14 protein-coding genes and 1 pseudogene are annotated in these 13,004 nt (G+C 31.2%); 12 read left to right on the top strand and 3 right to left on the bottom strand.

Annotated elements, in window-relative coordinates; all coding sequences use genetic code 11:
* The 3 genes and pseudogenes from EZH24_RS01630 to EZH24_RS01640 all read left to right on the top strand — a co-directional run.
* Positions 1–312: pseudogene (locus EZH24_RS01630) on the top strand (ATP-dependent zinc metalloprotease FtsH); the annotation flags it as partial.
* Positions 313–348: 36 nt separating this feature from the next.
* Entirely contained in the window at positions 349–915 is a 567-nt protein-coding gene (locus EZH24_RS01635; RefSeq protein ID WP_137997396.1) for a GNAT family N-acetyltransferase, read from the top strand.
* A gap of 70 nt (positions 916–985) precedes the next feature.
* On the top strand, positions 986–1,513 hold the full coding sequence (locus tag EZH24_RS01640) for a hypothetical protein (RefSeq protein ID WP_137997397.1): 528 nt from the start codon (positions 986–988) through the stop codon (positions 1,511–1,513).
* On the opposite strand, the gene EZH24_RS01645 is transcribed toward EZH24_RS01640, so the two are convergent.
* The 3 genes from EZH24_RS01645 to EZH24_RS01655 are packed head-to-tail and all read right to left on the bottom strand — an operon-like array spanning position 1,510 to position 3,927.
* A complete protein-coding gene (locus EZH24_RS01645; RefSeq protein ID WP_137997398.1) occupies positions 1,510–2,199 on the bottom strand; it encodes a uracil-DNA glycosylase family protein in 690 nt (229 codons plus the stop codon). The genes EZH24_RS01640 and EZH24_RS01645 overlap by 4 nt on opposite strands.
* 3 nt (positions 2,200–2,202) lie before the next feature.
* Positions 2,203–2,808 (bottom strand): GmrSD restriction endonuclease domain-containing protein, encoded by a 606-nt coding sequence (locus EZH24_RS01650; RefSeq protein WP_137997399.1) that lies wholly within the window; start codon positions 2,806–2,808, stop codon positions 2,203–2,205.
* Between the two features lie 9 nt (positions 2,809–2,817).
* Positions 2,818–3,927: a M24 family metallopeptidase gene (locus tag EZH24_RS01655; protein ID WP_236847032.1), complete on the bottom strand. Its 1,110-nt coding sequence runs from the start codon at positions 3,925–3,927 to the stop codon at positions 2,818–2,820.
* Between the two features lie 273 nt (positions 3,928–4,200).
* On the opposite strand from EZH24_RS01655, the gene EZH24_RS01660 reads away from it, so the two are divergent.
* The 9 genes from EZH24_RS01660 to EZH24_RS01700 all read left to right on the top strand — a co-directional run.
* Positions 4,201–5,052, top strand: a complete 852-nt coding sequence (locus EZH24_RS01660) for a MurR/RpiR family transcriptional regulator (protein ID WP_137997401.1) — start codon at positions 4,201–4,203, stop codon at positions 5,050–5,052.
* A 210-nt stretch (positions 5,053–5,262) separates the two neighbouring features.
* A complete protein-coding gene (locus EZH24_RS01665; protein WP_137997402.1) occupies positions 5,263–6,300 on the top strand; it encodes a zinc-dependent dehydrogenase in 1,038 nt (345 codons plus the stop codon).
* 60 nt (positions 6,301–6,360) lie between these two features.
* Complete coding sequence (locus EZH24_RS01670) at positions 6,361–7,197, top strand: class I fructose-bisphosphate aldolase (RefSeq protein ID WP_137997403.1); 837 nt, start codon at positions 6,361–6,363, stop codon at positions 7,195–7,197.
* A 38-nt stretch (positions 7,198–7,235) separates the two neighbouring features.
* Positions 7,236–8,777, top strand: a complete 1,542-nt coding sequence (locus tag EZH24_RS01675; RefSeq protein WP_137997404.1) for an FGGY-family carbohydrate kinase — start codon at positions 7,236–7,238, stop codon at positions 8,775–8,777.
* Between the two features lie 24 nt (positions 8,778–8,801).
* Positions 8,802–9,818 (top strand): DctP family TRAP transporter solute-binding subunit, encoded by a 1,017-nt coding sequence (locus EZH24_RS01680; protein ID WP_137997405.1) that lies wholly within the window; start codon positions 8,802–8,804, stop codon positions 9,816–9,818.
* Between the two features lie 90 nt (positions 9,819–9,908).
* Positions 9,909–10,433, top strand: coding sequence for a TRAP transporter small permease (locus EZH24_RS01685; protein ID WP_137997406.1), 525 nt, complete (start codon positions 9,909–9,911; stop codon positions 10,431–10,433).
* Positions 10,434–10,445: 12 nt separating this feature from the next.
* On the top strand, positions 10,446–11,729 hold the full coding sequence (locus EZH24_RS01690; RefSeq protein ID WP_201798549.1) for a TRAP transporter large permease: 1,284 nt from the start codon (positions 10,446–10,448) through the stop codon (positions 11,727–11,729).
* 48 nt (positions 11,730–11,777) lie between these two features.
* Complete coding sequence (locus EZH24_RS01695) at positions 11,778–12,743, top strand: D-2-hydroxyacid dehydrogenase (protein ID WP_137997407.1); 966 nt, start codon at positions 11,778–11,780, stop codon at positions 12,741–12,743.
* 9 nt (positions 12,744–12,752) lie between these two features.
* Positions 12,753–13,004, top strand: a 252-nt coding sequence (locus EZH24_RS01700) for a glycerate kinase (RefSeq protein WP_137997408.1), incomplete at its 3' end; no start/stop codon positions are given.

Genomic DNA, 13,004 nt, shown 5'->3' on the forward strand with positions numbered 1-13,004 from the left:
ATAATTATTCTTCGTCTTCTTTCTTTATCTTTGGATATAGAAGATATAGAGAGAATATGCGAAGTTAAACTTTACAGAATAAAAGACAAACTCGTATACGCGGGAAAAGACCCAAAAAGAGGAACGGACGAACTCGAAGACGATATTTATCAAAACGAAGACGCTAAAAGCGTAAAGGAAGAGGTTTTTAATAGTCCGCTCAAATCGGTTAAAAAGAGCGAAGATTCGGAAGAAAAATCGACTAAAATGATGAAAAAAACGACTTCTATGAAAAGGATTAATCCAAAGAAAAAGAAAGAAGACGAAGAATAATTATGCATAATCAAATTAAAATGCAGAGAAAATTATATGATAAAATTTTTAGAAATTAAACACGATAACGAAGAAAATAATTTGAAATATAAAAACTTTGCAAAAAACTTATATAACGAAGCCTTTCCGATAGAAGAGAGATGGGATTTTGACGCCGTTTTTGAAAATAAATTAAATAATAATTGTAAATTTTACTCATTTTTGGACGGCGATACTCCGATTGGAATCGCGATAATTTGGACTTTGGAATATTTTAATTTTATCGAATATTTGGCTATTGATAAAAAATTCAGAGGAAAAAATTACGGCTCAAAAATTTTAACTCAAATTTTGGATTTATTAAAAGACAAATTTGTCGTCATTGAAGTAGAACCGAGCGATTTAAATGAAATTGCAAAAAAGCGCATCGATTGGTATTTGCGTTTTGGTTTTATTCTTGCAGATTACGATTACAATATGCCTTGCTTCGATTACGGTAAAAAAAATTCCGTATTAAGAATGAAAATAATGACTACAAAAAAAATCGAAACTAAAGAAGAACATGACAAGATTACGAATTATTTATACGAGAATATTTATAAACCGAGATTAGCTCAAATATAAATACTTGAAATATATTAATTTATTTGTATAATGCTTTTCAAATTTATTACAACTTTTTAAAGGAGCGGTTATGCGTTTTTTATCTTCTGGGATTTTTTGGGGCTTTATAGTAGTTTTATTCGGAATAGGAATTTTGCTTAAAAGCGTTTTCCATATCAACATTCCATTTTTCAAAATATTTGTAGGAATAGTCGTTATACTTTTTGGAATTTCAATTATATTTGACGCGATAAATTCAAGAAAAAGAGAGACGGTTTTTGCAGATTATAATTTTAATTCGGGAACAATTCAAAAAGAATATAATATTGTATTTTCAAAAGCGTCTATGGATGTCGCCAATTTGGATTTTTCAAATTATAACGGAGAGTTTATAAAAATAAATTCCGTATTTTCAAGCGCCGAAATTTATTTAAGTCGCGATTTTCAATACGAAATAAGAGCCGAAAGCGCATTTGGAACGGTTCGACTGCCAAGCGGAGAAAATGTTTCTTTTGGAAATATTGCAAGATTAGAAAATTCCGAAAATAGCGAATTAAAGAGAATCAATTTGCATGTAGTTTCCGTTTTTGGCGAGACAAAAATATTATATAAAAACTAATAAAGATTCAAATAATATTTAAAAAGTTCTTTTTTAGTCGAATATAAACTAACGCCTTTTATCGGGCTTATTTTCAAAGTAATTGTCGCGATTTTTACTTTCAAATTTTTTAAATCGTTTATCAAAATAAATCTTTCTCTAACGGAATTTATTATTTCGTTTGTAATATCGTTTCTGTTTTTATAATGAGTTTTAATATCTTCGCTTTCCTTTAACTCGTAATGCAAATTGGAATCGTTAAGAATTTTAAAAAAATTATTTTCCGTAAATCTGCTTGTAAAAATTATGAGTTTTAAACTTTTATAATTTTTAAAAATATCGGCAATCGAATTATTATATTCTATTATTATCAAATCCGTATCTTTTGAACTTTCTTTATTTTTTCTTTTGCATTTTGAAAAAACATCGGCAATTCCTATATTTTTATCTGCAAAAAGTTTTTTCTTTAAAGATTTGTTTGCCAAAAATTCTTTATTATCAATATCAAAAGAATCGGCGATTAATTTCCAAAATTCGCTTCTGCTACTCGAATAATACCAAGCGTTTTCTTTCTTGTCTTTTGAAAGCAGATTAAATTTTTCTTTTTGAGAATATAAAGGCACGGGAAAAATTCCCAATATAAGAATCTTCATTTTATTTGGGAAAAAATTTATATCTTCAAAAATATGTTTTTCTATTTCTTCCATTAATTATTTGCCTTTGCATACTCTGTTGGAAACTTCGTCAAAACCTTCTTCAATCGTTAGTCCCCAAGCGGTTTTTATTTTGAACCATTCTCGCACATATTCGCATTGATATTCTTTATTCGCAGGAAGCCAATCGACAGGAGATTTGTCGCTTTTATTTCTGTTTGCGCTTTTTGATACGGCGATTAAATGATTGTCATATTTCAAATAATTATAATATCTGTTTTTCTTTTTCTTGCTCCAATTACTCGCTCCGTTGATATAGGCGTTTTTTAAAGGAACTAAATGGTCAATATCCAAGTCGCTCGGGTTGGTAAAATATTTTCCAGTGTATTTATCGAACCATTTGCCCGAAATCACTTTATTATTTGAGATTACGGGCTTTATTAAAGATTCTTCCGCCAATACTTCATGCCTTGTGTTTAATCCGTCTCCGTCTTCGTCAATCCAATTTCCCCAATCTTCCCTGTTATATTCTCCGCCAATATCGTCTTTATAAATATTTTGATAATAATAGTATAAAGCGAAAATTATAATTATTAATAAAATATAAATCGGAGATGATTTTTTTCTTTTATTCTTTTTCTTTATTTTATTTATTATAGCCATTTCTTATCGTCATAAAACTATTAAATCGGTAGGCGTATCGTTCATTGAAACTCCGCCGTCTTTTGTCACTATAACCATATTTTCAATTCTAACTCCGCCCAAATCTGGAATATATATTCCTGGTTCCACAGTCACTATAGCTCCTCCTTCCAATATATTGTCGACTATCGGAGATAATCTTGGAGATTCATGAATTTCTATTCCGACTCCATGCCCCAAACTATGTCCGAAATATTGTCCGTATCCGTTCGATTTTATAATCTCTCTTGCTTCGTTATCCGCTTCTTTTCCCGAGATTCCCGAATGTATCGCCTCGATTCCTTTTTTATGCGCTTCTCTGACTATGTTATATATTTTAGACATTTCTTCAAAATTATTTCCTTTGCCAAAAAAGAAAGTTCTCGTTATGTCGCTTTTATAACCTTCTCTCGATAAACCGAAATCCATAAGAATGTTGTCTCCCAATTTTAATTTTCTATCGGAAGGCATTCCATGAGGAAGAGATGTTCGCTCGCCAAAAAGAAGTATCGTGTCGAAAGCCGTTTTATCTCCGCCTTCTTTTCTCATTTGATATTCCAATTCCGCCGCCAATTCTCTTTCGGACATATCCTCTTTTACGAAAGCCAAAGTTTTTGTCATCGCTCTTTCAGCCATATTCAAATTATCTTTCAAAATTTTTATCTCTTCTTTTTCTTTCGCTATTCTTATATTGTCTATATTCGCCTTATTTACCGAAATTTTTATCGAAGAATTAATCATAGCCGAAACTATATTTTCGTAATCGGATAAATAGAGTCCGTTTTTCGCTATCGTAATTTTTTTAACTTTTATCGACTTTAGCAAATCTACCAAAGCGTTTTCGTAATTATTTGCGACAAGCACAACGGAAGTTTTATGAGTAACTTTTATCGCCTGCTCGAAATATCTCGAATCTACAAGCAAATATCTTTTTGAATTATGAACTAAAAGCCATCCCGCAGTTCCCCTAAAACCCGTCAAATAAAATATATTTTCGTTTTTGGTTATAAGAACAGTTTCGTTCGTCAAATCGGTTAATCTTTTAATTCTGTTATCGTAATCGAATTTTTTATTTTCTTTACTTTCCGTTATTTTTAGCATTTTTATTTTATGTCCTTTTTCAATTTAAGATTATTAAAAAATTTTTATGGTAAATGTATATTATACTTAAAATGAAAATTTTTGTCAAAAAGAATATATCATAAAATAATTTTATTATTTAAAATAAAGAATTATAATCTATTTGTGGCATAATTTTAGATTTTTTAACTATTCAAATATTTAAAAATAAATTATATAATATTATCATTATAATAGCATAACCTTAAAAAATAAAAAGAATTATATTATAAATTAGTAATTGAGGGTTCTAAAATGGTAATTGAGTATTCGTGCCAAGATATAATACAGAAGAGGATGGATGGACTTACAAATACGGAAAAAAAGATAGCCGTTTACATACTAAAAAATTACGACAGAGTTTTAGAATATAATATTTCCGAATTAGCTGAAAATGTAGGCGTAAGCGATGCTTCAATAGTCAGATTTTGCAAAAATATCGGATATAAAGGATATCAAGATTTTAGGATTAATGCGGCTAAATATATATTGCCAAAAGAGAAACATTTTAATCCTATACTCGAAAAAAACGATAGCGTAGAAACTATATATAATAAAATATTTAATTCGGATATTTCCGTTTTAGAAAAAACATTATTTGAATTGGATATAGAAATATTGAATAAAACTGCGGATGTTATAATAAATGCAGATAAAATAATTCTATTCGGAAGCGGCGCAAGTCTATTAGTCGCCAAGGATGCTTTGCATAAGTTAATAAAAATAGGCATCATGGTCTATGTATACGAAGATGTAGATTTACAACTTATGTCTTCGTCTTTATTATCTAAAAATGATGTCGCAATAGGCGTGTCGCATTCTGGCAGTAATAGAAATGTAATAAAGTGCATAAAAAATGCAAAATATAACGGAGCTTTTTCCATAGCTATAGTTGGAAGAGATAAAAGTCCTTTGTCAAAAATATCAGATATTTCAATACATACCGCTTACGAAAAAAATATATTTCAGTCGGAATCTGTAAGCACAAGAATCGCTCAATTAGCTTTAATAGACGCTATAGTTGCCGTAATAGCTTTTAAAAATTATGAATTCTCTTATAACTCTATTCAAAAAACCAGAATGGCTACATCTGACAATAAATTATAATAAACTATTTTTTATAAAATTAATAACATCTTCATTAATCTAACATATAAAAATATATAAAATTTTGTTATTTTCATAAAAAACTATCAATTATTGTTTCTTTTATTTCTGAAAATTAAAATTTTTTGAATTTTTTTTTCAAAAACTATTGAAATTTATTTTCAAATATGTTATACTATATGCATAACGATATTTTATTGGAGGATAAAAATGAAAGCGGTTATTCTTTACGGACCAAATAATTTTGATTCTGGCGAATTTGAGAAACCTCAAATTGGAGATAACGATATTTTATTAAAAATGAAAAGCGCCGCTATATGCGGAACAGATATCCGTATTTTAGAAGGCAAAAAAACTAAAGGCGTTAGATACCCTTCTATCATAGGACATGAAATATGCGGTATAGTAGACGAAGTAGGCAAAAATGTTAAATATTATAATGTCGGCGATAAAGTCTCTATAGCTAATGTTATGCCTTGTAAATCATGTCATAGTTGTTTAACGGGTAGAGAAAATGCATGTCTAAATAGAAAGGCTATAGGATATGAATATAACGGAGGATTTGCTGAATATGTTCTTATCCCAGATATATTTGTAGAAGGCGGAAATGTGGTAAAACTTCCTGAAAATGTATCTTTTGAAGAAGGCGCTCTTATAGAACCTTTGGCATGTTGTATAAGAGGAATGAAAAATGCTGGAACTGGATTTAATGATACGGTTTTAATATTAGGAGCTGGTCCTATAGGATTGATGCATTTACAACTTTCAAAAATAGCGGGGGCAAAACAAGTAATAGTAAGCGAACCTATAAATTCAAGGAGAGAAAAAGCTTTAAAACTTGGAGCCGACCGTGTAGTAAATCCAAATGAAGAAGATTTGTCGGAAATTATAATGAGCATGACAGACGGAATAGGCGCTGATATTATAATAATGGCTATAGGCGTTCCAGCTATAGTAAATTCTACAATTAAACTATGTAGGAAAGGCGGAACGGTAAACTTATTCGCGGGTTTTGCTGGAACGGGCGAATCCTCCATAGAGGTAAACGCTATTCATTATAACGAAATAACTCTTAACGGAAGCACCGCTTATAAGAGAGAAGATTATTTTCAGTCAAGAGATATAGTCGTAAGCAAAAAAATAAATCTAAAAGAAATCGTAACGCATAGATTTAAAATAGATGAATTTAAGAAAGCGTATGAAGTATGCAAAAGCGGAGAAGGACTCAAGGTTATAATAGAACCTTAAGATTAATTAATTAGCCTTAAATAAATTTTAATAAATAAAAAATAAACGGAGGAAAAAATTATGGCTATGTTAGGTAAGCAAGTAAGAATGAGCAGACTTATCAACAAAAAAAGTAATAAGATGATGGCTATAACGGTTGACCATGCTATTTCAAGAGGAATAGCGCCTATGAAAGGTTTACAGCCTATACAAAAAACCATAGACGCTATTTTAAAAGGCAGACCAGATGCCATTACAATGACTAAAGGTATCGCTGAACATTGTATGTGGAATCATGCTGGAGAAGCGTCCATACTTTTAAAATGTTCAAGTTATGCACCCGTGTATCCAACAAAAGATGTGGCTTTTGGAACGGTTGACGAGGCTATTAGAATGGGAGCGGATGCCGTTTCTATAGGGGCTATGACTTTAGGAAATTACCAAGATATTCAATTTGAAGAAATAGGTAAATTTTCTGAAGAATGTATGAGAAAAGGTATGCCTTTAATCGGGCATATATACCCTAAAGGCGAAACAGTTCCTAAAGATAAACAAAACTCTTGGGAAAATATAGCTTATTCCGTTAGAAGCGCCGCGGAATTAGGAATAGATATTATAAAAACTACATATACTGGCGACCCCGATAGTATGTCTAAAGTCGTTAATCTATGTCCTGCAAGAGTAGTTATACAAGGAGGCGATGCTTGTAAAACATTAGACGATTATCTCAATATGACGAGAGACGCTATGGATTGCGGCGTAGGCGGAGTAACTATGGGAAGATTTGTCTGGGACTATAAAGATATAACGGCGTTAGTTATAGCTTTAAGGTATATTATACATGAAGGCTATAGCGTAAAAGAAGCTAAAGAGCTTTTGACTCAATTAGAAAATGATAAAAATTATGAAAAATTCTAATTGAATTATATAAAATTTTATTATGGGGAAATATATTTATGCAAAACGGATATTTATTAGGCGTTGATATCGGCACATCAAGTATTAAAGTGGTGATTATAGATAATAACGCTCAAATACATGGAGTATCTCAAGCTTCGTATAAGTTAATATCCCATAATAAGAATTATATACAAATAGATACGGAAGATTGCTGGAAAACATACATAAAATGTTTAGAAAATATCTTTTCTGAAAAATTAATAAATCCTAAAGAAATTACGGGAATTGGTATATCTGGGCTATGTCCTGGTCTTACCGCTTTTGACGACAATGGAAATGTGTTGGTAGACCCAATAATATATTCGGATAGAAGAAGTTTAGAAGAAGCTACTTTTATAGAAAAAACTATCGGTAATGATAATATTTTTTCTATAACGGCTAATAGAGTTATGGCTGGAGCAATTTCTTCGACTTCTATGTTATGGATAAAAAGAAATATGCCAGAACAATATCGAAGCACAAAATATTTTGGACATATCAATACTTTATTTGCATATCTTATGACTAAATCTTTTGCCGTAGATTATTCTAACGCTTCTTATACTGGGTTGTTTGAAACGGTAAAAGGTACGGATGGTAATTGGAGCGAAGAACTATGCGATAAAATTGGCATAGATATTAAAAAACTTCCTCCAATTCTATCTTCTTTTAATATTGTAGGGTATTTAAATAACCATGATATTATTTCTTTAGGAATACCAAAAGATACGCCAGTTGTAATAGGCGGAGGAGACACCTCTTGCGCTACTTTTGCGGCTGGAATAACAAAAGACGGAGATGTATGCGAATCTGTCGGAACGACAAATGTATTAACGGTTTGCGTAGATAAACCTTTATTTGATAACAGATTTTTAAATCGTTGTCATGTCGTAGACGGAACTTGGATTTATCAAGGAGCGTTATCTCATGTCGGTTCTTCATTGCAGTGGTTTAGAGATAACTTTTGCGAAGATATTATTAAAAAGGCGAAGCATGAACTATGCGATAAAACGGCTTATCAATTAATGGATGAGGAAGCGTCTAATTCGCCTCAAGGAGCTAACGGAGTTGTTTTTCTACCATATATGCTTGGGGAGAGAAGCCCTATATGGGACCCTTATGCGAGGGGAGTATTTTTTGGTATTTCATTATTTAATAAAAGAAACGATTTAATAAGAGCCATTATGGAAGGATGCGGATACGGTTTAAAACAACTTATAGAAATAGCGCAAGAAATAAGACATTCGGATATAAGCGATTTTATTTCTATAGGAGGCGGAGCTAAAAGCGAAATATGGGCTAAAATTAAATCGGATATAACGGGAAAAGATATTACCATCCTCGATATTAACGATATGGCGCCAGTAGGGGCTGCCTTGTTAGCGGGAGTTGGAAATAATACATTCCAAAATGTTTATCAAGCGTCTGATAAAGTAAATAAATCGGTATATAAATATATAACAAGTAATAATTCTTTGGCGTATGAGAATAATTATAAAGTTTATACAAATTTATATCCTAAAATTAAAGATTTATTTGCTATTTTAAATAACGATTAAATAAAGAGAGAAGGAGAATATAAAATGAAAAAGTCAATCATTGTTTTAAGCGTAATATGTTTAAGTTTAATTAACCTATTAGGGTGTCGTGGAAAAAGTTCATCTGGAGTGGTAACAATGAATTTAAGCGTGCCAGACCCAGTGGATTCTTATATTCACAAAGCGGCGGTTGAATTCGTTCAAAGAGTTAAAGAATATTCTGATAATACTATCAATATTAATATTTCGGCGAACGGTTCTTTGTATGGAGGAGATTCTTCCGCTGGAATTAAACAGCTATCATCTGGAGCTTTAGATATAGTTATATTAGCTACATCTTTATATGGAAGTTTTAATCCAAATTTCAATATAATAAGCGTTCCATTTTTGTATGATAATCAACAGCAATTAGTGGATTATCTAAATAGCGATATTGGAGATTCTTTAATGCAAAGCGTTTCTAATATGAATATAAGTTGTGTTGGAAAATGGACTCGTTCTTTTAGAAAAATAACTTCTTCTAAAAGTCCTATAAATAGCCCTGACGATTTAAAAGGCATGGTATTAAGAGTTCCTAATAATTCTTTGTATGTATTATATTTTTCGGCTGCTGGAGCTACATGCACTCCTATGAATTTTAGCGAAGTATATAACGCATTGCAATTAAGAACTTTGGACGGACAGGAAAACCCTATAGATGTCCCTTTTTCAAATAAATTTTGGGAAGTTCAAAAATATATTAGCGGAACGGACCATATGGCTGATGCATGGCTTGTTGGAATAAATTCTAAAAAATTTGAATCTTTAACTCAAGCTCAAAAAGAAGCTATATTAAGAGCTGGAGAAGAGGTTCAACAGTGGAATGTGGAATTTATAGAAAAAGAAGATAAAACTGGTTTGGAAGTATTAACCGAAAACGGCATGATATACAACGAAATATCTTCCCAAAATAGGCAAAAATTTATAGATATAGCAAAAGGCTTATATTCTGATTTTTCTACTTTGGTAGGAGACGCGGATTTGTTTAATAAAACAATAGAGTTCTGCGGAAAAAATAAATAGCCCAAACTAATAAAACATATAGGTAAGGATAATTATAAAAGCTTATTAAATTATCCTTACTATATAAATATTAAAAAATAGGAGAATGAAATGAAAAATTTAAATAATGGCTTAAATATTTTCAAAATTATCAACTTTATAGAAGATATTTTATGCGCTATTACATTAATCGGATTATTTTTTACAATAATACTACAAATACTTGGAAGAGTATTTTCTCATCCTTTTCCTTGGACTGAAGAAACTACTCGTTATTTGTTTATTTATATGATGTTTATAGCTTTAGCGGCTGGTTTTAATAAAGCCGAATCTTCGAGAGTTATAATATTTATTTCAATAGGTCCTAAATGGTTGAAAAAATTAGCAAAAATAATATATATAGTTTTTGTAATTGGATTTTTTCTATTTATGTTTATATACGGGCTTATGCTCGTTCATCAACAAATAAGTATGAACGAAACCGCTACGGCTTTATCAATGCCAATTTTTATTATAGGAACATGCGTGCCTATATCTGGCATATTAGGAATAATTGGCGTCATACAAAGCTTAATTCAATATCCAGATAAGGTTAATATACCAGACAAAATAGACCCAAAAGATATGGAAATATAAGGAGTTATTATTATGATGAGCATAACTTTATTAATCATTTTTATCGTTTTAATGTTTGTAGGAGTTCCTATAGCGGTGTCTTTAGGAGCGGCTTCAGTAATAGTATTAATTTTAATGACGGATTTGCCTCTTACTTTAGTGGCGCAATCTATGTATACTTCAATGAATAGTTTTATCATGGTTGCAGTTCCGTTATTTATATTGTGCGGTTCTTTAATGGATGAAGGAGGAGTCGCCGATAAGATTTATGATTTGGCTGACGCCGCAGTAGGTTGGATATACGGAGGACTTGGACATGTATCGGTTTTGGTTAGCATGCTTTTTGCTGGTATGTCTGGCTCTTCAGTAGCTGCTATAGCGAGCATTGGAAAAATGAGCATTAACGCTTTAACTAAAAAGGGTTATTCAAAAGGATACGCTACGGCTATAAATTTAACTGGTTCTATGCTGGCTACCGTTATTCCGCCTTCAATTTTGATGATAGTCGCCGCTTCTACAGCAAACATATCGATAGGACAAGCTTTAGCGGCTGGATTTATTCCTGGTATTATTATGGGACTAATCTATATGGTATATAACTTTTTATATTGTAAAAAGAATGGAATTGGCGATAAGTCAAAATTTTCTATAAAAAGATTAGCTAAAGCGTTTTTAAAAGCCGTGCCTGCATTGATTAGTCCCGTTATTCTTTTGGGCGGAGTATTTACTGGAATATACACTCCAACGGAAGGAGCGGCTATAGGCGTTGGATATACGATATTGATTGCAATTTATGTTTATAGAAGTTTGAATTGGAAAGATATACCAAATATAGTTATCAAAAATGCAAAAGCAACTGGCACGATACTTTTTGTAGCTATTACGGCAAAACCTGCGGCTTTGATTTTTGAATTAGACGGACTCCCAACTTTAATTGCAAATTATTTGATAAATATATCTTCAAATCAAATAGCGATAATGTTAATATTATTTGTATTTTTAATATTAGTCGGTATGTTTATGGACGCTACGGCTGCAATTTATATTTTAGTTCCAATATTGCTGCCAGCCGTTACTTCGGTAGGAGTTTCGCCTTTATTTTTTATTGTATTTTTAGTAATAAGTTTGGCTTTGGGTTTGATTACGCCTCCAGTTGGAGTATGTTTATACGCAGCCTCAAATGTTACGGGACTTTCTATTGAATCTATTATAAAAGCTTCCGTCCCGTGGATTATTTTAACGATAGCTATTTTAATATTGTTTATAATATTTCCAAATATTATACTTGTTCCTGTTTCATTAATATTTGGAACATAATATATTTAAAACTAAAAAATAATTTAATTAATTAAGGAGAATTAATAAATGAAAATTATTATATTGGACGGATATACGGAAAACCCAGGAGATTTATCTTGGGAAGGTTTTGAAAAATTGGGAGAATTAAAAGTATACGACAGAACGAATGTAAATGATAACGGAGAAATAATAAAAAGGATAGGAGACGCCGATATTGTATATACTAATAAAACTCCGTTAAATATGGAAGTTTTAGAATCTTGCAAATCAATAAAATTTATAGGAGTTTTGGCTACAGGATATAATGTTGTAGATATAGAAACGGCAAAAAAATTAAAAATACCAGTTAGCAATATACCTACATACGGAACAACAGCGGTAGCGCAATTTACGGCTGCGTTACTTTTGGAAATATGCCATCATATAGGACATCATAATAACGAAGTGAAAGCGGGAAGATGGACTGAAAATAAAGATTGGTGTTTTTGGGATTATCCTTTAATAGAACTTTCTGGTAAAACAGCTGGCATAATAGGTTTTGGAAGAATAGGAGAAGCTACGGGTAAAGTATTAAAAAGTCTTGGGATGAGAATAATAACCGCTACTGAAGATTTTAGAGAATCTCAAAAAGAAATAGCGGAACTTGTTTCTTTAGATGAATTATTTAGACAATCGGATGTTATTTCATTACATTGTCCTTTATTGCCTAATACTGAAGGTATTATAAATAAAAATAATATATCAAAAATGAAAGATGGAGTTATAATATTAAACGCTTCGAGAGGCGGTTTAGTAATAGATAATGATTTAGCTGAAGGATTAAATAGCGGTAAAATATACGCGGCTGGTTTGGATGTAGTTTCTGTAGAACCTATAGAAAAGAATAATCCTTTATTAAAAGCTAAAAATTGTTTTATTACGCCTCATATAGCATGGGCTTCCAAAGAAAGTAGAGCAAGATTAATGAATATAGCCGTTGAAAATCTTAAATCTTTTATAGATGGCAAACCTCAAAATGTAGTTAATTTATAGGTGATATAAATGAAAAAAATTATCGTTATTCCCGATTCTTTTAAGGGTAGTTTGTCGAGTTTGGAAGTTTGCAACGCGATAGAAGAAGGAATATTAAAAGTATTCAAAAATGCAAAAATTAAAAAAATTCCCGTTGCGGACGGAGGCGAAGGAACTGTCGATTCCATTTTATACGCTACAGGAGGAAAAATAAAAAAAGTAAAAGTAAAAAATCCTCTCGGAGAGACTGTAGAAGCGAAATACGGAATAATCGACAATAAT

The sequence above is a fragment of the Brachyspira catarrhinii genome (assembly GCF_005518285.1).
Classification (GTDB): Bacteria; Spirochaetota; Brachyspiria; order Brachyspirales; family Brachyspiraceae; genus Brachyspira; species Brachyspira catarrhinii.

What these genes read in the sequence shown, in the direction of transcription:
- EZH24_RS01695 (WP_137997407.1), top strand. Translation starts at nt 11,778, where the DNA reads ATGAAAATTATTATATTGGACGGATATACGGAAAACCCAGGAGATTTA.
- EZH24_RS01690 (WP_201798549.1), top strand. Translation starts at nt 10,446, where the DNA reads ATGATGAGCATAACTTTATTAATCATTTTTATCGTTTTAATGTTTGTA.
- EZH24_RS01665 (WP_137997402.1), top strand. Translation starts at nt 5,263, where the DNA reads ATGAAAGCGGTTATTCTTTACGGACCAAATAATTTTGATTCTGGCGAA.
- EZH24_RS01650 (WP_137997399.1), bottom strand. Translation starts at nt 2,808, where the DNA reads ATGGCTATAATAAATAAAATAAAGAAAAAGAATAAAAGAAAAAAATCA.
- EZH24_RS01670 (WP_137997403.1), top strand. Translation starts at nt 6,361, where the DNA reads ATGGCTATGTTAGGTAAGCAAGTAAGAATGAGCAGACTTATCAACAAA.
- EZH24_RS01685 (WP_137997406.1), top strand. Translation starts at nt 9,909, where the DNA reads ATGAAAAATTTAAATAATGGCTTAAATATTTTCAAAATTATCAACTTT.
- EZH24_RS01635 (WP_137997396.1), top strand. Translation starts at nt 349, where the DNA reads ATGATAAAATTTTTAGAAATTAAACACGATAACGAAGAAAATAATTTG.
- EZH24_RS01640 (WP_137997397.1), top strand. Translation starts at nt 986, where the DNA reads ATGCGTTTTTTATCTTCTGGGATTTTTTGGGGCTTTATAGTAGTTTTA.
- EZH24_RS01645 (WP_137997398.1), bottom strand. Translation starts at nt 2,199, where the DNA reads ATGGAAGAAATAGAAAAACATATTTTTGAAGATATAAATTTTTTCCCA.
- EZH24_RS01660 (WP_137997401.1), top strand. Translation starts at nt 4,201, where the DNA reads ATGGTAATTGAGTATTCGTGCCAAGATATAATACAGAAGAGGATGGAT.
- EZH24_RS01675 (WP_137997404.1), top strand. Translation starts at nt 7,236, where the DNA reads ATGCAAAACGGATATTTATTAGGCGTTGATATCGGCACATCAAGTATT.
- EZH24_RS01680 (WP_137997405.1), top strand. Translation starts at nt 8,802, where the DNA reads ATGAAAAAGTCAATCATTGTTTTAAGCGTAATATGTTTAAGTTTAATT.
- EZH24_RS01655 (WP_236847032.1), bottom strand. Translation starts at nt 3,927, where the DNA reads ATGCTAAAAATAACGGAAAGTAAAGAAAATAAAAAATTCGATTACGAT.